The organism is Klebsiella sp. TF21-TM (assembly GCF_019753495.1).
GTDB classification, from domain to species: Bacteria; Pseudomonadota; Gammaproteobacteria; order Enterobacterales; family Enterobacteriaceae; genus Klebsiella; species Klebsiella quasipneumoniae.
Genome location: NZ_JAIJYL010000006.1, coordinates 201,937 through 220,592 on the forward strand (window position 1 = coordinate 201,937; position 18,656 = coordinate 220,592).

An 18,656-nucleotide genomic window follows, 5' to 3' on the forward strand; every position below is an offset into this window, starting at 1 on the left:
CCTGTGTGTCGTTATTATGTAGTGTTGGCGAAAAGCGTGCTGGAATCAAACCCATTCCCTGAGGCGTGAAATCCGACGGCACATCAATTTTCTATCATATGTTGTTTGCAATTTCAGGTGATGAAACAAATAATTATCGCTCTGTTGGCGGTGTTTTTTTCTCATTTTAAAGGGGATCTTATGAAGTATCCTGTCGCTTTGACATGCGGCGCGCTGTGGTTAGCCAGCGTATCTTCTCTGGCCTGGGCGGCGGACGTACCGCCGGGCACGGTACTGGCGGAAAACCAGCTGTTAGTGCGCCATATCAAAGATGAACCCGCCTCGTTAGATCCCGCTAAAGCGGTGGGCCTGCCGGAAATCCAGGTGATCCGCGATCTGTTTGAAGGTTTAGTCAATCAGGATGCGAAAGGCAACCTGATCCCGGGCGTGGCGACCCGCTGGCAGAGCAACGATAACCGCGTCTGGACCTTTACCCTGCGCGATAATGCCCGCTGGTCCGACGGCACGCCGGTCACCGCTGAGGACTTCGTCTATAGCTGGCGGCGTCTGGTGGACCCGAAAACCACCTCGCCGTTCGCCTGGTTTGCCGCGCTGGCGGGGATCGCCAACGCGCAGAACATCATTGACGGCAAAGCCGCGCCGGAGACCCTGGGGGTCACCGCCGTCGACGCCCACACCCTGCGGGTGCAGCTGGATAAGCCGCTGCCGTGGTTCAGCAACCTGACCGCCAGCTTTGCCTTCTACCCGGTACAAAAGGCGAACGTCGACAGCGGGGCAAACTGGACGCGGCCCGGCAGCCTGGTGGGCAATGGCGCCTATGTTCTGAAAGATCGCGTCGTGAATGAAAAGCTGGTAGTGGTGCCCAACACCCACTACTGGGATAACGCCAAAACGGTGATCCAGCAGGTCACCTTTGTGCCGATCAACCAGGAGTCCGCCGCCACCAAACGCTATCTGGCCGGCGATATCGATATCACCGAATCTTTCCCGAAAAATATGTATCAGAAGCTGCTGAAGGATATTCCGGGGCAGGTGTATACCCCGCCGCAGCTGGGCACCTACTATTACGCCTTTAATACCCAAAAAGGGCCGACGGCGGACGAGCGGGTGCGACTGGCGCTGAGTATGACCATCGATCGCCGGGTGATGGCGGAGAAGGTGCTGGGGACCGGGGAAAAACCGGCCTGGCGCTTTACCCCGGACGTAACGGCGGGCTTCACGCCGCAGCCGTCGCAGTTTGAGAGCATGAGTCAGGCTGAGCTTAATGCCCAGGCGAAAGCCCTGCTGGCTGCCGCTGGCTATGGCCCGAATCGTCCGCTGAAGCTGACGCTGCTGTATAACACCTCTGAGAACCACCAGAAAATTGCCATCGCGGTGGCGTCGATGTGGAAGAAAAACCTCGGCGTGGAAGTGAAGCTGCAGAACCAGGAGTGGAAAACCTATATCGACAGCCGTAACACCGGCAATTTCGACGTGATCCGCGCCTCGTGGGTGGGAGACTACAACGAGCCGTCCACCTTCCTGTCGCTGCTGACCTCCACCCACAGCGGAAATATCTCCCGCTTTAACGATCCGGCATACGACAAAATCCTCGCCCAGGCGGCGGTGGAAAATTCAGCCAAAGCGCGTAACGACGATTACAACGCGGCGGAGAAGATCATTATGGTCAAAGCGCCGATTGCGCCGATCTATCAGTACACCAACGGTCGGCTGATTAAGCCGTGGCTGAAAGGCTACCCGATCACCAACCCGGAAGATGTGGCCTATAGCCGTACCATGTATATCGTTAAACACTGATGCGTACTGGCCTCCTGCTCAGGGCAGGTAGCCATAGCTGAACCCGGAGCTGGCGCGGATTACGGCGCCAGTTTCTCCTGCTCACCTTCTCCCGCCACAGTAGAAAGCATCACTTTTCTGGTAGTATGGCCGACTGAAACCAGGTCTAACCCTCTGAAAGCGAAGCATCAGAAGATCTCATCCGCTGGGTTTTTGTCATGATGCTCAACGTATTCGGCAATCATACCATCCGGATGCTGAACCAGCATGTTCCAGCCGGTTGGCACGATCTTCACCGGGTTGATAATCGTTGCTCCGGTGGAAGGCAGATGTTTCTCCCAGGCGGAAATGTCGTTGACCAGGAAAGTGGCCTCGGTAGCGCGAAAAGGCGCCAGGCTTTTCTCGGTTCCGCCGATTAAAAGCACCGAACCCACCTGCGCCAGTTTGAGGTCGTATTCGGGATAGTCGAAGCGCAACCTCGCCTTCTGCGCGAAGAGGTTTTCATAGAACGAAACGGTTTCTTCATAACAGCTCAGCAGCACGCATCGACGGATCAGAATATTGAGGACTTTCATTACGCCTCCTTTGCCATTGACGTAGCGATAGCCTGGCAGTCCTGAGGTGGAATGCAATGCTTAAGCGTTTTAGAGGTATTTCAAGAACAGGCGTGGGTAGGCGAAGAAAAAGGGTTTGCGCAGCAGGGAAATATGCGTTGTTTAACTTGTTACGAAGCGGTGCTGTATTATAACTTTATAATCAAATAGGCAAGTCGCAAAATTAATACTGATATAAGATCATTTCCGCCTTGCATGACAATTTGCATAGTTCGGAATTAAGCGAAAGCTCTGAGCTCAGCCCCCTCCGCCAACCGATACCTGCTACGCGCAGGCAACCTCTGCTATATTCGCAATGTATCAATAACCGCTCTCAGCGCGGGCGACACATTGCGGTGCGGGTAATAGAGAAATGAACCTTCCAGACGCTGGCTATAACGTTGGAGCACCCGGATAAGCGTGCCCTGCGCTAGATCGTCGGTAATCAGTTCTTCCGGGACATAGGCCAGCCCCAGACCGAGCCTGGCCGCTTTGGCTTCCATATAGCTATCGGCGAAAGCCCACTGTCCCTGCGGCGGATGAGTGATTTTTTTGCCATCCACGTTAAGTTCCCAGGCGTAAAGGCTGCCGTCGCCAAACTGATAAGCGATGCAGGGGTGGACGACTAAATCGGCGGGCGTTTGTGGAAAGCCGTAGCGTCGAAAATGTTCCGGTGTACCCACCACCGCCATCTCCATATCGGGAGAAATGCGCACCGCAATCATGCCACTTCCGACTTCCGGGCCCAGACGTACGCCCGCATCGAATCGCTCCGCAATAATATCGACAAACCGGCTTTCGCTGATCAGTTCCAGTCTGATATCGGGATAGCGTTGTTTAAATACTGCCAGCTTCGGCAGCAGGACTTTATCAATGGCATGCTGGCTGGCATTGATGCGTACCGTACCGGAGGGCGTTTGACGATAGTGGGCCAGCGTGGCGAGTCCCATATCTAAGGCGTCGAAACCGGATTCGACATTGTGATAGAGCTGTTCACCCGCCTGAGTGAGCGACAAACGGCGGGTGGTGCGCACCAGAAGCTGAACGCCCAGGCGCTCTTCAAGTTCACGAACCGCACGGCTGATCCCGGACTGCGCCAGGCCGAGTCGTTGCGCTGCGGCGGTAAAACTGCCTTCCCGCACCACCTGCATAAACAGATAAAGGTCATTATAGTTTTCTCGTTTCGCCATTCTACCGCCTCGTAATCCGCATGCCATTTAGAACAATATGGTATTAATCTTAGCATTTTTCACCCACTAATCAGCACTATTACTGCTGGCTACACTAAGCCCACGACAACAAAGCGCAGCAGCGTTGTCTACTGGAGAATTGCATTGATCACGTTTATTTAGGGGACTTTGATGACGGTTTTCACCAAAAAACTGACAGCCGCGATACCTGCCATGCTGCTTTGCGCCTCAATAAGTGGAGTCACAACGATGAGTTATGCTGATACGACTAACCCGAATACGCCTGTCTCTTTGATTGAAAAATGGGACAAAACATTTCCTGAGAGCGTGAAAGTGGATCATCGTAAGGTGACCTTCCACAACCGCTACGGGATTATCTTAGCAGGAGACCTCTACTTGCCGAAGGATCGCGGCGACCGCAAACTGGCCGCCATTGCCGTTAGCGGTCCTTTCGGCGCGGTAAAAGAGCAATCCAGCGGCCTGTATGCCCAGACGTTGGCCGAGCATGGGTTTGTCACCCTGGCGTTTGACCCATCCTATACGGGTGAAAGCGGTGGCTACCCACGTAATGTGGCCTCGCCGGACATCAATACCGAGGATTTCAGTGCCGCGGTGGACTTTCTGGGCCTGCAAAAAGAGGTGGATCGCCACCGTATCGGTTTGCTCGGCATTTGCGGATGGGGCGGTATGGCCTTAAACGACGCGGCGATGGATACGCGCGTCAAAGCGGTGGCGACCAGCGTCATGTATGACATGAGCCGCGCGATGGGGCATGGAGTCGGCGATGGCAAAGACCGCTACACGACCGCCGACCGCCGAGCGGTACTGCAGTACCTGAACGCGCAGCGCTGGAAGGATGCGGTAAACGGCACTTTCGCCCCCGGCGGGCATGACATTTATGTTGATGATAAAGGCAACGTCAGCGCTGCCGATCGTATTTTGCCGGAAACCTTGCCCGCCAATCCCAATCCGGTCCTGAAAGAGTTCTTCGATTATTACCGTATGCCGCGTGGTTTCCATCCGCGTTCGGTTAATTCAACCGGGGCATGGAATGCGACGATGCCGCTGTCGTTTATGAATATGCCGCTGCTGAATTATGCCGGCGAAGTGACTATTCCGACGCTTATCGTGACTGGCGAAAAAGCCCATTCTCGCTATTTTGCCGAAGCTGCCTATAAGGCTATTGGCAGCAACGAGAAAGAACTGGTGATTGTCCCTGGCGCAAACCATGTCGATCTTTATGACAACGCCGCAGGCAAAATTCCCTTTAGTCAGTTTGAGCAGTTCTTTAAAACCAACCTGAAATAGATCTCCGGTGCCGGAGACATCCCCAAAGCCGCCACGCGCCTGCGGGCGGCTTTGTATTGTCGGAGATAAACAATGACTGCATTAAGTAACACCCGGGCACACTGGAGCGGCGTCCTGGCGATGACGCTCTGCGTATTTGTACTCATTGCCTCAGAATTTATGCCGGTCAGCCTGTTAACGCCCATCGCTGGCGATTTAGGCGTCACCGAGGGATTAGCCGGTCAGGGCATTGCCATTTCAGGCGCGCTGGCGGTGCTGACCAGCCTGACCATTTCTCGCCTTGCGGGAGCACGGGATCGTAAATACTTTCTGTTAGCGCTCACGGCGCTGATGGCGGTCTCGGGAATGATGATTGCCCTGGCGTCCAGCTATCCAGTTTATATGCTGGGCAGGGCGCTCATTGGGATCGTCATCGGCGGCTTCTGGTCTATGTCGGTCGCAACAGCCATTCGCCTGGTGCCGCAACGTCAGGTCCCCCGCGCATTGGCCATCTTTAACGGCGGCAACGCGCTGGCCACCGTTGTGGCAGCGCCGCTGGGCAGCTACCTGGGGGCCACCGTCGGCTGGCGCGGCGCCTTTTTATGTCTCATCCCGCTGGCGATGGTGGCCTTCGTCTGGCAATGCGTTAGCCTGCCGTCGATGAAAAGCCAGCGCACACCACAGCCGCAGGGAACCGTGCTGGGTTTGTTCCGCCGCTCGACGGTATTCCTTGGGTTGCTGGCCTGCGGGCTGTTTTTTATGGGGCAGTTTACCTTATTTACCTATGTGCGACCGTTTCTGGAGACCGTGACCCGAGTCAGTTCCTCTGGTCTGTCCCTGATATTGCTGGCGATGGGTACCGCCGGTTTTGTCGGCACGCTGCTTATTTCGAGCGCGCTGAACGCCCGGTTTTATCCGACGCTGGTGGCTATCCCTTTGGTCATGGCCGCGATTGCCGGAACGCTTCTGCTGGCCGGACACCACCCGGGATCAGTCGCCGTACTGTTAAGCCTGTGGGGCCTGCTGGCGACGGCCGCACCCACCGGCTGGTGGACGTGGATTGCGCGGACGCTGCCCGAGGATGCGGAGGCGGGCGGTGGTCTGATGGTCGCCGTTATCCAGCTATCGATTGCCCTCGGGTCAACGGCAGGCGGCCTGGTGTTTGATATCCTGGGATGGCGCAGCAATTTTGCACTGAGCGGTCTGTTACTGCTGGCGGCGGCAGGGGCGACTTTTCTGCTCTCTGCCAAAATCAGCTCATCTCAGCGCACGCCGATTAATGAGCTGGATGCATAAGTCAAATCACAAATGACAGGGTAATCACGGCGACGTTTATGGCCTACCATGATGGTTAAACAAGATGAGGGATGACCATGGAATATTGCGTATTAAGTAACAACCGTAAAATGCCGATGCTGGGTTTTGGCGTTTTTAAGGTGACCGATAAAGCAGAGTGTAAGCGGTCGGTGCTGAACGCCATTCGCACCGGCTACCGCCTCATCGATACCGCCGCCGTCTACGATAACGAAGATGCGGTGGGGGAGGCCGTTCGCGAAGCCATCGCCGAAGGTCTGTGTACCCGCGAGGCGCTGTTTATTACCTCCAAACTGTGGGTTCAGGACATGGCCAACGCCGGAATGGCGAAAGCCGGGATTGCCGCGTCCTTAAAAAAATCCGGGCTGGAATACTTCGATCTTTATCTGTTGCATCAGGCGATGGGCGATTATTTCAGCGCCTGGCGCGCGCTGGAGGAGGCTTATGAAGCCGGTACCCTCAAAGCGATCGGCGTATCCAATTTCTACGCCCATGTGTTAGCTAACTTCTGCGAAACCGTCAGAATCAGGCCGATGGTGAATCAGGTCGAACTGCATCCTTATTTCGCCCAGCCCGCGGCGCTGGAAACCATGAAGCACTATCATGTTCAGCCGGAAGCCTGGGCGCCGTTAGGCGGTGGCAGACATAATCCGTATGAAGAGGCCATGCTGCAGGAGATTGCCGATGCCCACCAAAAAACCGTTGCTCAGGTGGTCCTGCGCTGGAACGTGCAGCGAGGCGTCACGGTCATTCCTAAATCCACCCGCCAGGAGCGTATTGAAGAGAACTTTGCCATCTGGGATTTCTCGCTCACTGCGCGCGAAATGGCGCAAATTAGCGATCTGGATTTAGGTTACGTTGGCGAAGCAGTGAAACACTTTAACCCTGAATTCGTTCGCGGCTGTCTGGGGGTGAAAATCCACGACTGATCGTGGCTCAGCGTGAAGCCTGCTTCATTTAGCTGCCTGCGCCGCGGCGACGGGTTCGGTATGCTGGTTAGCGCCCACGCGTGTGCCGCGACGGTTGTCGATGCGGTAGTCGACCGTCACGGGCTGCGGGCCGGCAGGGGTGACGGTCAGCTCCCTGATCATCTGGCCGGCGTCCGGTTGCAGGGTCAGCGTGGTTTCCCCCTGAGCGAGCATCTGGCCATTTTGCCTGACCTGCCAGGTCAGGCGACAATCCTCGCAGGCCGTCCAGGTATCGTTAATCGCCCACAGGCGCACCGTCGCCGGGCTGCCCTGACGCCAGCTGGCGGTCACCGGCTCGATGGATGGCAGGATCGGCTGATAGGCGCGCTGCAGGGCATAGTAACCCGCCTTCGGCTGGCGCAGATAATCCACCACCCCCCAGTTGATGGAGGGCCATGTCTCGACAAACATAAAGTGGAACAGGGCGGTCACCGGCTGATAACGTTGGCGGCGATAGCTCTCCGCTGCCAGCGCCACCAGCCTGGCCTGATACGCCTGGGTGTTTTCAATCATCTCCTGAATAGTGTTGCCTCGTGGAATACCGGCAAATTTAAAGGTCTGGAAAGGCTGAAAATTATGGTACTTCCATCGCACCCAGCCGGGGTCGTCGGCGGCGGTGGTTTTCGGCCACAGCAGACGGGCCGGGATAATGGTCTTCAGGGTGGAGAGGCGGGGCAGCGCCTGGGCGCCAAACTCGGAAATAATCCCGGTTTTCGCCGGGGAGAGCAGGTCGCGCAGGGTGCCGAAATACCAGCCCGCCCAGTAGTGCTCTTCAACAGCGGAAAAGCGATGCACGATGCGGGAGGTATCTTCCGCCAGCGCATCGCCCACCCGCTGCGTCAGGGTCTGGTTTAAGGTTTTACGCCAGTCGGGGAAGCGTTTCTCCATCCACGGCGAGTTCCACGGCGGCTCGTTGTGACCGCCCCAGACAATAATCGCCGGCGAATTGCCGAACTGGTCCATCATCGCCCGGGTCTGGCGCACCGCGTTATCGGCAAAGGCGACGCTGTCATCATAACCCCACTGCAGCGGAACATCCTGCCAGATCATCAGCCCCATCTCATCGGCCACCTCATACAGCGCACGGCCCGCCACGTGGCCATGAACGCGGATGGCGTTGGCGTTCATGGCCGTGACTAGCCTGAAATCCCGGCGATATTTTTTCCGCGTCATGGTGCTCAGCCACGGCGAGCCAATATAGTTGCTGCCCTTGATGAACAGCCGTTTGTCATTGATGCGCCAGCCCTGATTGTCCGCCAGCGCTTCCACCTTACGTAATCCGGTGCGGGTGACGGCGGTATCCATGATCCCCCGGTTATCCGCGAGGGTGGCGCGCACCCGGTAGAGGTTAGGTTTGCCAGCACCCACGGGCCACCAGAGCTTTGCTGAGGGCATGGGCAGCGAGACGCGCAGGACGCCTGCGGTGTTCTCCAGGGTGACCGCGAAGGCCTGTTGAAAACGCGGGCCGGAAAAATTGTCCGGGGTGGCCGTCAGGCGCAGCGTGACGGGGCCGGGGGTCACGGCGCGATAGCGGATTTCGGCACGCAGAATGGGCTGCTCCAGCCCCTGTCGCCAGTCCGGACGCAGGATCACCTCGTCGAGGGTGACGCCGCGGCTCAGATGGAGCTTCACCGGCGCCCAGATCCCCCCGGAATTGGCATCCTGCCCCTGAACCGACCAGGCGCCGCCCGGGCGGGTATCGTGCTGGTTCAGGATCCCTTTCATCAGCGTTTTGTGCAGCGGCCAGATCGTTTGCGGGTCTTCATAGGGGCTGTCGACCCGCACGGCGAGCTGATTATGGCGGCGAACGACCCCGGTGATGTCCACCGGGAAGCGCTGAAAATACCCTTCGTGCCGGGCCAGCGTCTTGCCGTTGAGCGCCACCTCGGCAAAGTAATCGACGCCGTCAAACACCAGGGTGGCCATGGCGTCCGGCGTCAGGCCATGCAGGGTAAACTGATGGCGATACCACAGGGCGCCCTGATGATCGTATCCGGCGCTGTACCAGTTTGCCGGTACCCGCAGCGTGCGCCAGTCGCCATCCGAAGCCTGCGCGCCGTCGAAGGCGCTGTCGTTGGCGTCATGCACCCGCCATTGTCCGGCCAGTGACCAGGTCACCGGCGCTGAGCCGGCGTGCGCCAGCGGCAGGCAAACCACCAGCAGCAGAAGACGTCTAGCGATCACGGGGAGCCTCCTGCATTCTGCGCCGCAGCCACAGGTGGCAGCCCGCAATCGCCTCGGCCAGCGTGTCTTGCAGGTCGCCCGGCACGCTCTGGTCGGGCGAGGCTGCCTGGGTCTCCAGTTGCTGGAGCACCCCGGAAAGGCGCTGAAAGCCAAGGGTGGCCGCCTCGCCGCGCAGTTTGTGGGCGGCGCGACGCCACGTCTCCCGGTCATTAGCGTTAATGGCGTGGGTAAGGGCGGCGGCGGCAGCGTCAAGCCCAGCAGCGAAGAGCCCCAGCAGCTCCTCGACCAGCTCAGGATCGCCGGCGCACTGTTTCAGCAGGCGGGCCTCGTCCGGCAGGCCTTGCTCTTCCTCCGGACCGCTATCTTCCGCCGCGCCGACGCGGGCGATGGCCTCCCGTAGCGCCTCCTGGCTCACCGGTTTGGCGATATAGCCGTCAAAGCCCATCGCCAGACAGCGCTCTCTATCGCCCTGCATCGCGTGGGCGGTCATAGCCATCGCGGGCTGGTGCTCCCGGCCGAGCGCCTGCGTCTCTTCACGCAGCAGGCGGATGGCGGTTTCACCGTCCATCTCCGGCATTTGCAGATCGATCAGCAGGAGATCCCAGCGGTCGGCGCGCCAGCGCGCCAGCGCCTCCCGGCCGTTGTTCACCACCTCGCAGCGGTGACCAAGCTGTTCCAGCAGCCGTCTGGCGACCTTCTGATTAACCAGATTGTCCTCGGCCAGCAGGATATGCAGCCCGGCCTGCTCTCTGACCGGTTCCGCAACGGGGGCTGGCGCTGTCGCCGCCACCGGCGTGGGAACCAGAATGCCGGCGATAACCTGATGCAGTTCGCGCTGCGCCACCGGTTTATGCAGATAATGGGCAATGCCGATGCGCTTGAGCATATTGGCGTCAAAATGGCGGCTCATGGAGCTGAGCATAATAATCTGGCTTTGCCGGGCCTCGGGCAGGGCGGAAAGCTCCAGCGCCAGGGATACGCCGTCCATATCCGGCATCTGCGCGTCCAGCAGGATCAGCGGCCAGGGCGGCCCTTCGGCGGCCCGGCGTAGCGCCTCGCCGGCGTTGTCCACGCAGCTTGGCATCAGCCCCATCTGGCGAAGCATGGCGTCGAGCAGGCGCAGGTTGGTGCTGTTGTCGTCAACCACCAGCACCCGCTGGTGGTTAAAGTGGCCCAGCGGGGCGCTGTCGGCGGCGGCGTGCAGCGCTGCCAGCGGCAGGGTGAAGGCAAATTCGCTGCCCGCCCCGGGCTGGCTCTCCACCGTCAGCTCGCCGCCCATCAGGCTGACCAGGCGGGCCGAAATGGTTAACCCCAGACCGGTGCCGCCGTAGCGGCGGGTGGTGGAGCTATCGGCCTGGCTGAAAGCTTCGAAGATCGCCTTTTGCTTCTCCGCGGCGATGCCGATGCCGGTATCGCGAATGCGAAAGCGCCAGCGGTTTTCGTCGCCGGCCGGCGCTATCGCCAGCAGAACCTCCCCCTGATGCGTGAACTTCAGCGCATTACCCAACAGGTTGGTCAGGATTTGCCGCAGCCGGGGGCCATCGACGATCAGCACCTCGGGCACCGCTGGGGAGATATCCACCAGCAGCTCAATGCCCTTTTCGCTGGCGGCAGGCATATGCGGGCGGATCAGCGACTGAACAAAGGGGCGGATCTCCAGCGGCTCTTCGTCCACCTGCATCTTGCCCGACTCAATGCGTGAGAAATCAAGAATGTCGTTAATAATGTGCAGCAGCGACTGGGCTGAGCTCATCACCAGCGAAAGGTACTCCCGCTGCTCCGCGGTCAGCGGCGTGTCGAGGCAGAGCTGCGTCATGCCGAGAATGCCGTTCATCGGGGTGCGGATTTCGTGGCTCATATTGGCGAGGAAGGCGCTTTTCGCTTCGTTCGCCTCGCGGGCTTCCTTCGCCGCCTCAATGGCCAGCAGCTCTGCGGCTTTGCGCCGGGTAATATCCTGCAAGGTGCCGATCACCCGCTCTGCCTGCTGCTGCATATTGAGGGTGACGATCTGCCCCGAGAGCAGCATCCAGCGCCAGCCCTGCGTGGGGTGCTGGACGCGAAGTTCACATTCAAAAACCGGCATATGCTCGTTTTGCGAGGCGATCATCGCCTGCTGCAGGGTGGCGCGATCGTCCTCGTGGACCAGATTGAGCATAAAACGCAGTGGAAAGCGCCACTGCGCCCGTGACTGGCCGACCATCGCCAGCAGAGTGTCATTGACCTGCAGGCTGTCGCCGGAGACCTGCCAGTCCCAGATGCCGATCTGGATCGACTCCGCGGTGAATAAAAAGTCGTCGTGAAGCTGGTGACGCGAGCGTCGGGCCTCGTCAAGCTCGGTGATGTCGGTATGCAGGCTGACAATCCCGCCATCCGCCAGCCGCTGATGCTGAACGTAAATCCGGCGGTTGCCCGACTGACGGACCTCGCAGTGGTTCGTCTGGCGGCAGTTGCGGATTATCGCCTCGCGCAGCGTCTGTTGCCGGCCTGGGTCGATGTTATATCCGGCATCGATAAACTTCTCCGCCAGGCTCTCAAGAGAGGCGCCGACGGCGAGCCAGGGCGCGATCGTTGGATAAAACAACGCCACCTTATCATTCCAGGCCTGCAGTCGTTCGCGCTCATCGTAGATCATCACCGCCGAGGGCAGGAGGTTGAGGTCGGTACGGTTAGCGGCATGCATGATTACTGGCCAGCGGTTTGATAGTGGAGCTCTGCCTGGCGGCGCAGATACTCAAGCCCAGGGGCGATGGCCATTGCCCATGCGGTGAGGATCTCCTCATCGCACAGCGGATCGCTGGCGCGGACGGTTTTGAGCATCGCTTCCCGCCAGAGGGCAAAAAAACGCGGCGGCAGACGCAGGCCTTCCTCGCTCTGCGCCCGCGCCAGCCGTTCCAGGAAATCGGGTACAAAGAGGTCGCCGTTGACCGCCAGCATGGCGAAAAAGCTTTTAAAGATCATCTGCTGGCCTTCTTCGCCAGAGCGTTGTGAGAAGTGCTGCTCGGTTTCCGCAGACATATGGATAAAAGTAGTGTAGAAGGCTTCGAAGAAGCGCTGTTTGTCGTGCTCCGGTAGGACGCGATTCAGGCTGGCTTCAAAGAGATCGCGATAAAACTTCATGGTGCGCTCCTCATGACCCGTTCGCCCGGCAGGCAGCGGCGGGGCGGGTTAGGATCCACAGGCGACACGCGCTGGCCATGCATGAGTTTTCCCCTTACAGGATTTCCTCGTTGCTATTCTGCGGTAAAGCGGGCCGCCGCTCACCCATCTTTATCCAGCATCAGCCACACGATACTTTTGTTGACCAGCCATTTATCACAGGTTTGTCGCTAAAGTCGATTGGCGTTGCCGTCAGGTTGGAGTATAGCCTGGTTGACAACCCCATTGCTGATGAGCAAGCCAACCCGCTACTGACTAAACTGATAGCGTACAGCGGCAAGTTTCGTGAAGGCACGATCAGCCTTATCTGGTTCTTGCCGATTTAGGAGGCGCGATGTCGGCACAGCACGTCCTGATTGTTGAAGATTCGCTGGTTTATCGTCGGCTGCTAAGCCGGATGTTGACGCAGTGGGGCTATATCGTCAGTGAGGCGGAAAACGGCGTCGCTGCGCTGGCGATCCTCGAAAACCAGCCCGTCAGCCTGGTGATAAGCGACTGGGAGATGCCGGAGATGAATGGCCTGACGCTGTGCCGGGAAGTTCGCCGTCGCCAGTTTGGTCACTACGTTTATCTGATATTGCTTACCGCCCGCGAAGACCCTGGCGATTTAACGCAGGGGTTTGAGGCCGGGGCCGATGATTTTCTCAGCAAACCGGTAGAGCAGAGCGAACTGCGGGCGCGGCTGCACGCCGGGTCGCGGATCCTCTCCCTTGAGGCTGACCTCGCCGCGCGCAATGCGCGGCTGAGCGAAGCGCTGCGACAGATTGAACAGGATCTGGAGCTGGCGGCGCGCATTCAGCAGTCGGTTCTCCCGGCTCATCAGCTGCGTCATCAGGGATTTTTCTCCGACTGGATTTTCCTGCCCTCGGCCTGGGTGTCGGGGGATATTTTTAACGTCTTCCCGTTGGGCGATCGGCTCGGATTTTACTGCGTGGATGTCTCCGGACACGGCGTGGGGGCGGCGATGATGTCGCTCGCCGTCGCCCGCCAGTTTCTGCATGGCAGGGCCGTTGAGCGCTTTCTTTTTACGGCAGACAACCAGCCGGCGTCGCCTGCTGAAGTGGTGGCGATCCTTAATGGTCGTTTTTGCAGTGACGAAACAGAGATTGTCAGCTATTTCACCCTGATCTATGGCGTCATCGACCTGAAGACCGGCGCGGGCAAACTCTGTCAGGCCGGGCATCCCACGCCTTTTATCGTGAGCCCGGACGCAGCCGTCCGTCCGGTCGGCATCGGCGGGGCGCCGGTGGGGTTGATAGACCATCTCTCGTGGGCAGATGTCAGTTTCTCACTGGCGCCAGGAGAGCGGCTGTGCCTGTTCAGCGACGGCATCACCGAATGTGAAAACCGGAGCGGTGAACAGTTTGGCGAGGCGCGTTTACAAGCGTGGCTGCAGGACAGCGTGACGCAGCCGCTGCCCGCGCTGCTGCCGGGGTTTGCCCGGCACCTGATCCGCTGGCGCAGTGGCGACGGGCAGGAGACTCAGGCGATGGCCGATGATGTTTCACTCTTGATTATTGAACGTACAGGGGACAGTGATGAAAATTGAAACCGAACGGCAGGCCTCGGTGACGATCCTGACGCCGGCGGTGCGTCGGCTGGATGCGTCCGTCGCGGTAGCCTTTAAAGCGGCAATCGCCCAGGAGATAGGCGAAGATCGCACCGATCTGATTGTTGATTTCAGTAAAATCGATTTTATCGACAGCAGCGGTTTGGGAACGCTGGTTTCGCTGATGAAAATGATGAATGGTAAAGGAGAAATGACACTGTGCGCGCTGAACCCCGGCATCCGCAATATGTTTACCCTGACCAGGATGGATCGTATTTTTCGTATTTGCGAGGATCGCTCTTCAGCCCTTGCGAAGTTCAATCCGTGATGCGCCCGTGAATAACGTCATGCTGTTTCCTGCCCAACTCAGCTCGCTTTCACCGCTGGCGGCGTGGCTGACTCAACAATTGGCGCCGCTGCCCGTCGGGGAGGAGTGGCGCTTCGCGCTCGATCTTGCCGCCTGTGAGACGGCCGCCAATATCATTCGCTATGCGCTGCATGAGGATCGGCAACGCGTTTTTCGTGTCGAATTTATCGCGGCGGAGGACCGGGTGACGCTGCGCTTTATTGATGCAGGAGAGGGCTTTCCGGCCGAGCGCCTGACGCTGGCGCGTAGCGATGAGCGCTTCGATGTCGATCCGTTAGCGGAAAGCGGCCGAGGTTTGCGGCTCATTCTGCGCGCGGTGGACTATTTTAATGTGGAAAGCCGCGCCGGGGAGAATGTGACGACCCTGATAAAAGCGTTGCCGGATGCCGGCCTTCGCCATTCCACCGACGGTGCGTCAGGTGAAGGACCAGAGGTTGCCCCCAGGTGAATCACCGGGGGGATTTTCCCGCCCGCGTTCACCAGCTTCATCGTCTTATGGCTGTGCCTGAGCGGTGGACAGCGCGCCCAGGTGATAAGTGCGAATAGTATCTAAGGTCATCATGGCCGATTTGCAGAAAATGCATTTCGCACCAAAGGGATTTTTTTCCGTCACGTCAAACTGGGACGTTCTGTACTGGGAGCCATGGCAGCATGGGCATCTAAAATGGATATGTTCAATCATAATGTAAACCTTGTATGGGTAATGTTCTGTTGAAAAGACAATGGTCGTTTTCAGGGAAATTAACGCGGCTGATTTTTGTTAGTGGTAAGCCGGGTATTGGGTCAGACGGAGGGCTTTTTTAACGAGCCAACAGGGATCTGACAGGGCCTGTTTACAGAAAAAGCAAAATACTAACGGGACTGCTCAAAGGAAGGTGGTATCAGGGATAACGCCTGGAGATGAGAACACGTGCTTCGATAATAATTTTTCGTCTGGTAAATCGACTTAATGATTAACGCACGAGCCGCAAATAATAGCAAACGTTATTTTAGCCTTCCGGATGCCTGCTGCGCCAGGGGCGCCTTCATCAGCGCCGTCACCCAGTCGATAAATACCTGTACCCGGGCAGAGAGCTGCCGGCTGCTGGGATAGAGCAGGGAGAGCGGCAGCGGCGCAGGGCGAAAATCAGCCAGCACCTCCGTTAACCCACCGGATGCCAGATCGGCCTCAAGGCGGGACAAGGGTGCCTGATACAGGCCAAAGCCCAGCCTGGCCGCTTCGGCGCCGACGTCGGCAGCGGAAGTCAGCAGCCGACAGGGCAAACTGACCTCGGTCTGGCGGCCATCCAGGGTAAAACAGAGCGGCAAGGTACGGTGCGTGCGCGATGAAACAAAACCGATCGTCACGTGTCCCGCCAGCCCGTCAATCGTATGCGGGGTACCGTACCGGGCGAGATAGGCCGGGCTGGCGCAGGTGATCTCCTGCAGCATAGCGAGCGGCCGGCAAATCATCTCGCTATCGGGAAGATGGCCGCCGCGAATGACGCAATCTACCCCTTCGCGGACCAGATCGACGTCGCGCTCGCTTTCGCCAATCTGCAAGGTAATGGTCGGATAGCGGGCGAGAAACTGCGGTAGCGCGGGCAGCAGCAGGGTTCGCGCCAGATTGCCCGCCACGTCCACCCGGAGGGTGCCGGAGATGCTCCCTCCGGCGCTGCGGTTGGCCTCCTCCAGGGCCGCCAGGATGGAGACGCAGCGCTGATAATACAGCGACCCCTCCGCCGTCGGCTGCACGTGCCGGGTGGTGCGCTGCAGCAGGCGCGCCCCAAGGCTGGCCTCCAGCGCCTTAATGGCTGCGGTCGCCACCGGCCGGGAAAAACCCAGATCCGCGGCGGCAGCGCTGAACGAACCCCGTTCGACGATACGCACGAACAGGGTCAGGGTATCCAGTTTATCCATGACATTGTTCCAGCAGGCAAAACAATCCTGTCGTACCATGCGGTCTTATCGTCGGCATTCAGAGGCCTATAATCGCTCATGTTTTCAGCAGAGATAAAAGGGGGAAACATGAACAATAGCGCAAAAATCGCCCTGGTGACAGGCGGCAGCCGTGGCCTGGGCCGCGCGACCGTTGAAGCGCTGACTCAGCGCGGCGTGAACGTGGTATTGACCTACAACGCGCATTTCGCCGAGGCGAACGATGTGGTCGCGTGGGTTGAAGCCCAGGGCTCGCGGGCGATCGCGCTGCCCTTCAGCGCCGGCGAAACCGACACCTTTGACGGGTTTGTCAGCACCTTTCAGGCGGCCCTGGCGGAGCTGGGGGCCGATCGGTTTCATTACCTGGTCAATAATGCCGGCAATGCCAGCGGCATGGGGTTTCTGAACGCTACCGAAGCGGAGCTCGATGCGCTTTATCGCATCCATGTGAAGGGTGTTTTTTTCCTCAGCCAAAAATTATTGCCGCTGCTGGCCGATGGCGGGCGAATTGTGAATATCTCGTCCGGACTGACCCGTATCGTGATGGCGAATCGGGCGCCCTATGCAGTCATGAAGTCTGCGGTGGAAACCCTGACCCGTTATATGGCGTTTGAGCTGGGCGGCCGCGGGATCACGGTGAACTGCGTGGCGCCGGGCGCCATCGCCACGGATTTCAGCGGCGGGGTGGTGCGGGATAACCCGCAGGTCGCTCAGGCGGTGGCGAACATGACGGCGCTTGGCCGACCGGGGGTGCCAGAGGATATCGGGCCGATGATCGCCTCGCTGTTATCCGATGATCATCGCTGGGTTAATGCCCAGCGCATTGAAGTTTCCGGGGGAATGCGCATCTGAGGCGAGGAGACAATCCGGCCAGCGTTTCGCTGAGCTGAATCAGGTTTGGCGGCAGCGGAAACGGCCGTTCGAAAACCGCCGGGCCGGTAACAAAGAGAGCGCCAGCGCGGCGATAGTCCGTTCACTTAGTCAGAGAAAATGCGTTACTCCGCCAGCAGGGCGGCGAATTTCGCCAGCCACTGCGGGTGTGCCGGCCAGGCGGGGGCGGTGACCAGATTGCCGTCAACATGCGCCTGATCGATACCGATATCGGCATAATGCCCGCCGCTCAGGCGCACCTCCGGGGCGCAGGCCGGATAGGCGCTGCAGGTCCGCCCCTGCAGAATCCCGGCGGCGGCCAGCAGCTGTGGCCCGTGGCAGACGGCGGCGATAGGTTTACGTGCGGCGTCGAACGCCTGGACCAGTTTAATGACCTGTTCGTTCAGACGCAGATACTCTGGCGCGCGTCCGCCGGGGATCAGTAGCGCGTCGTAATCCTCGGCCTTCACCGCGGCAAAATCGGCGTTCAGAGTGAAGCGGTGCCCCGGCTTTTCGCTGTAGGTCTGGGCTCCGTCAAAATCATGGATCGCCGTCATCACATAGTCGCCGGCGGCTTTATCCGGGCAGACGGCATCGACCTGGTGGCCAATCATCTGCAGTGCCTGAAAAGGGACCATCGTTTCGTAATCTTCGGCGTAATCGCCGACCAGCATCAGGATCTTCTTGCTCATTATTTTTACTCGTTGTGGGAGAAAGGTGTCATAGATATAGCCTGGCGATCCGCAGAATGCGACCTCCTCAGGATGCCGAAGACGGTGGCGTGCGCATCTTGTAACCGGGTTCATATTTTTTTGGTAACGACAACTTTTTTCGCCATCGCGCTGTGGTCAGTCGCCCAGAAAAATAGGCTCTTCAGCCACTGACGACTGTCTGCAGAGGAACATATCGCTGGGTCCGCAGTCATTCCTCGCCACGTTCGCTGGCCGGTTAGCGCAAACCAGTTGCTGAGAAAAAGGTTGCTCTTGAATGTTTTGCCGTGCGGGTGACGATAAATTGCGTTGCGAGGGGATGATTTAATTCCAGGTGCTGTTATCGCTATGTTTATTCTTATATTTTCTTTGGGATGTAATTTATTCTTATTATTGTTTTAGGTTTTGTATTTATTTATTAAATATTTATTTTGGCGCTAAGGGAAAATGAAATCATTCACCTTGTGAGTATATTCAATAAATCTTCTTGTTAAGTTGATCGATAATCTATTTCTGTTTTATTATCCTCAGGCTTTTACCGTCAACTCTTCAATAATTATTCCCTGAGGAAAGGAACTGCTATGGCTGATACGTTCCAGAATGAAGTGCCTAAGGCTCGCATTAATCTTAAATTATCTCTCCACACCGGCGGCGTGCAAAAAAAAGTTGAGCTGCCATTAAAGCTACTTACCATTGGCGATTTTAGTCACGGTAAAGAAAACCGGCCATTATCGGAAAGAGAAAAAATTAACGTCAATAAAAATAACTTTAACAG

18 protein-coding genes and 1 pseudogene are annotated in these 18,656 nt (G+C 58.2%); 11 read left to right on the forward strand and 8 right to left on the reverse strand.

The features are described from left to right. Positions 1–65 precede the first annotated feature (65 nt). Positions 66–184: pseudogene (locus tag K5R89_RS08575) on the forward strand (hypothetical protein). After that, positions 181–1,797: an ABC transporter substrate-binding protein gene (locus tag K5R89_RS08580; RefSeq protein ID WP_023289366.1), complete on the forward strand. Its 1,617-nt coding sequence runs from the start codon at positions 181–183 to the stop codon at positions 1,795–1,797. The pseudogene K5R89_RS08575 and the gene K5R89_RS08580 overlap by 4 nt, the downstream one beginning before the upstream one ends. Before the next feature lie 167 nt (positions 1,798–1,964). On the opposite strand, the gene K5R89_RS08585 is transcribed toward K5R89_RS08580, so the two are convergent. Together K5R89_RS08585 and K5R89_RS08590 are read right to left on the reverse strand one after the other, a co-directional pair. Then, positions 1,965–2,351 (reverse strand): VOC family protein, encoded by a 387-nt coding sequence (locus tag K5R89_RS08585; protein WP_217259118.1) that lies wholly within the window; start codon positions 2,349–2,351, stop codon positions 1,965–1,967. A gap of 323 nt (positions 2,352–2,674) precedes the next feature. Then, positions 2,675–3,559, reverse strand: a complete 885-nt coding sequence (locus K5R89_RS08590; RefSeq protein WP_087827309.1) for a LysR family transcriptional regulator — start codon at positions 3,557–3,559, stop codon at positions 2,675–2,677. A gap of 171 nt (positions 3,560–3,730) precedes the next feature. On the opposite strand from K5R89_RS08590, the gene K5R89_RS08595 reads away from it, so the two are divergent. From K5R89_RS08595 to K5R89_RS08605, 3 genes are all read left to right on the forward strand, one after another. Then, complete coding sequence (locus K5R89_RS08595; RefSeq protein WP_087827310.1) at positions 3,731–4,867, forward strand: alpha/beta hydrolase; 1,137 nt, start codon at positions 3,731–3,733, stop codon at positions 4,865–4,867. A gap of 72 nt (positions 4,868–4,939) precedes the next feature. Next, positions 4,940–6,142 (forward strand): MFS transporter, encoded by a 1,203-nt coding sequence (locus K5R89_RS08600; RefSeq protein WP_087827311.1) that lies wholly within the window; start codon positions 4,940–4,942, stop codon positions 6,140–6,142. A gap of 77 nt (positions 6,143–6,219) precedes the next feature. Next, on the forward strand, positions 6,220–7,089 hold the full coding sequence (locus K5R89_RS08605) for an aldo/keto reductase (RefSeq protein WP_023289371.1): 870 nt from the start codon (positions 6,220–6,222) through the stop codon (positions 7,087–7,089). A gap of 24 nt (positions 7,090–7,113) precedes the next feature. Here the strand turns inward: K5R89_RS08605 and K5R89_RS08610 are convergent, their stop codons facing one another. Genes K5R89_RS08610 through K5R89_RS08620 form a run of 3 tightly spaced genes read right to left on the reverse strand, consistent with a single transcriptional unit; the run spans position 7,114 to position 12,429 of the window. Continuing rightward, positions 7,114–9,312, reverse strand: a complete 2,199-nt coding sequence (locus K5R89_RS08610) for a glycoside hydrolase family 2 TIM barrel-domain containing protein (protein ID WP_087827312.1) — start codon at positions 9,310–9,312, stop codon at positions 7,114–7,116. Continuing rightward, complete coding sequence (locus K5R89_RS08615; RefSeq protein ID WP_087827313.1) at positions 9,302–11,992, reverse strand: response regulator; 2,691 nt, start codon at positions 11,990–11,992, stop codon at positions 9,302–9,304. Before K5R89_RS08615 ends, K5R89_RS08610 begins: the two co-directional genes overlap by 11 nt. A gap of 2 nt (positions 11,993–11,994) precedes the next feature. Then, on the reverse strand, positions 11,995–12,429 hold the full coding sequence (locus K5R89_RS08620) for a globin (protein WP_087827314.1): 435 nt from the start codon (positions 12,427–12,429) through the stop codon (positions 11,995–11,997). Between the two features lie 77 nt (positions 12,430–12,506). On the opposite strand from K5R89_RS08620, the gene K5R89_RS08625 reads away from it, so the two are divergent. From K5R89_RS08625 to K5R89_RS08640, 4 genes are read left to right on the forward strand one after another with little or no spacing between them, the layout of a single operon-like run. Next, positions 12,507–12,794: a hypothetical protein gene (locus K5R89_RS08625; protein ID WP_032452579.1), complete on the forward strand. Its 288-nt coding sequence runs from the start codon at positions 12,507–12,509 to the stop codon at positions 12,792–12,794. A gap of 8 nt (positions 12,795–12,802) precedes the next feature. Beyond that, positions 12,803–14,017 (forward strand): PP2C family protein-serine/threonine phosphatase, encoded by a 1,215-nt coding sequence (locus tag K5R89_RS08630; RefSeq protein WP_087827315.1) that lies wholly within the window; start codon positions 12,803–12,805, stop codon positions 14,015–14,017. Beyond that, the gene (locus K5R89_RS08635) at positions 14,007–14,345 is read left to right on the forward strand and encodes an STAS domain-containing protein (protein ID WP_087827316.1); all 339 of its coding nucleotides are present in this window, start codon (positions 14,007–14,009) and stop codon (positions 14,343–14,345) included. Before K5R89_RS08630 ends, K5R89_RS08635 begins: the two co-directional genes overlap by 11 nt. A 19-nt stretch (positions 14,346–14,364) precedes the next feature. Continuing rightward, the gene (locus K5R89_RS08640; RefSeq protein WP_087827317.1) at positions 14,365–14,832 is read left to right on the forward strand and encodes an ATP-binding protein; all 468 of its coding nucleotides are present in this window, start codon (positions 14,365–14,367) and stop codon (positions 14,830–14,832) included. A 45-nt stretch (positions 14,833–14,877) separates the two neighbouring features. On the opposite strand, the gene K5R89_RS08645 is transcribed toward K5R89_RS08640, so the two are convergent. Both K5R89_RS08645 and K5R89_RS08650 read right to left on the reverse strand, forming a co-directional pair. Next, positions 14,878–15,066 carry a cold-shock protein gene (locus K5R89_RS08645; protein ID WP_087827318.1) on the reverse strand — a complete coding sequence of 63 codons (189 nt, stop codon included), beginning with the start codon at positions 15,064–15,066 and terminating at the stop codon, positions 14,878–14,880. A 302-nt stretch (positions 15,067–15,368) separates the two neighbouring features. Continuing rightward, on the reverse strand, positions 15,369–16,283 hold the full coding sequence (locus K5R89_RS08650; protein WP_087827319.1) for a LysR family transcriptional regulator: 915 nt from the start codon (positions 16,281–16,283) through the stop codon (positions 15,369–15,371). 108 nt (positions 16,284–16,391) lie between these two features. Here K5R89_RS08650 and K5R89_RS08655 point away from each other — a divergent pair, with 108 nt between their 5' ends. Beyond that, positions 16,392–17,153: an SDR family NAD(P)-dependent oxidoreductase gene (locus tag K5R89_RS08655; protein WP_087827320.1), complete on the forward strand. Its 762-nt coding sequence runs from the start codon at positions 16,392–16,394 to the stop codon at positions 17,151–17,153. A gap of 143 nt (positions 17,154–17,296) precedes the next feature. On the opposite strand, the gene K5R89_RS08660 is transcribed toward K5R89_RS08655, so the two are convergent. Continuing rightward, positions 17,297–17,863: a DJ-1/PfpI family protein gene (locus tag K5R89_RS08660; RefSeq protein ID WP_023289387.1), complete on the reverse strand. Its 567-nt coding sequence runs from the start codon at positions 17,861–17,863 to the stop codon at positions 17,297–17,299. Between the two features lie 599 nt (positions 17,864–18,462). On the opposite strand from K5R89_RS08660, the gene K5R89_RS08665 reads away from it, so the two are divergent. Then, positions 18,463–18,656, forward strand: a 194-nt coding sequence (locus tag K5R89_RS08665) for a type VI secretion system contractile sheath small subunit (RefSeq protein WP_142293027.1), incomplete at its 3' end; no start/stop codon positions are given.

Bases quoted from the DNA above. Each gene is read 5' to 3' on its own strand.
- K5R89_RS08580 (WP_023289366.1), top strand. From the start codon at position 181: ATGAAGTATCCTGTCGCTTTGACATGCGGCGCGCTGTGGTTAGCCAGC.
- K5R89_RS08585 (WP_217259118.1), bottom strand. From the start codon at position 2,351: ATGAAAGTCCTCAATATTCTGATCCGTCGATGCGTGCTGCTGAGCTGT.
- K5R89_RS08590 (WP_087827309.1), bottom strand. From the start codon at position 3,559: ATGGCGAAACGAGAAAACTATAATGACCTTTATCTGTTTATGCAGGTG.
- K5R89_RS08595 (WP_087827310.1), top strand. From the start codon at position 3,731: ATGACGGTTTTCACCAAAAAACTGACAGCCGCGATACCTGCCATGCTG.
- K5R89_RS08600 (WP_087827311.1), top strand. From the start codon at position 4,940: ATGACTGCATTAAGTAACACCCGGGCACACTGGAGCGGCGTCCTGGCG.
- K5R89_RS08605 (WP_023289371.1), top strand. From the start codon at position 6,220: ATGGAATATTGCGTATTAAGTAACAACCGTAAAATGCCGATGCTGGGT.
- K5R89_RS08615 (WP_087827313.1), bottom strand. From the start codon at position 11,992: ATGCATGCCGCTAACCGTACCGACCTCAACCTCCTGCCCTCGGCGGTG.
- K5R89_RS08620 (WP_087827314.1), bottom strand. From the start codon at position 12,429: ATGAAGTTTTATCGCGATCTCTTTGAAGCCAGCCTGAATCGCGTCCTA.
- K5R89_RS08625 (WP_032452579.1), top strand. From the start codon at position 12,507: ATGCATGAGTTTTCCCCTTACAGGATTTCCTCGTTGCTATTCTGCGGT.
- K5R89_RS08630 (WP_087827315.1), top strand. From the start codon at position 12,803: ATGTCGGCACAGCACGTCCTGATTGTTGAAGATTCGCTGGTTTATCGT.
- K5R89_RS08635 (WP_087827316.1), top strand. From the start codon at position 14,007: ATGAAAATTGAAACCGAACGGCAGGCCTCGGTGACGATCCTGACGCCG.
- K5R89_RS08640 (WP_087827317.1), top strand. From the start codon at position 14,365: ATGCTGTTTCCTGCCCAACTCAGCTCGCTTTCACCGCTGGCGGCGTGG.
- K5R89_RS08645 (WP_087827318.1), bottom strand. From the start codon at position 15,066: ATGATTGAACATATCCATTTTAGATGCCCATGCTGCCATGGCTCCCAG.
- K5R89_RS08650 (WP_087827319.1), bottom strand. From the start codon at position 16,283: ATGGATAAACTGGATACCCTGACCCTGTTCGTGCGTATCGTCGAACGG.
- K5R89_RS08655 (WP_087827320.1), top strand. From the start codon at position 16,392: ATGAACAATAGCGCAAAAATCGCCCTGGTGACAGGCGGCAGCCGTGGC.
- K5R89_RS08660 (WP_023289387.1), bottom strand. From the start codon at position 17,863: ATGAGCAAGAAGATCCTGATGCTGGTCGGCGATTACGCCGAAGATTAC.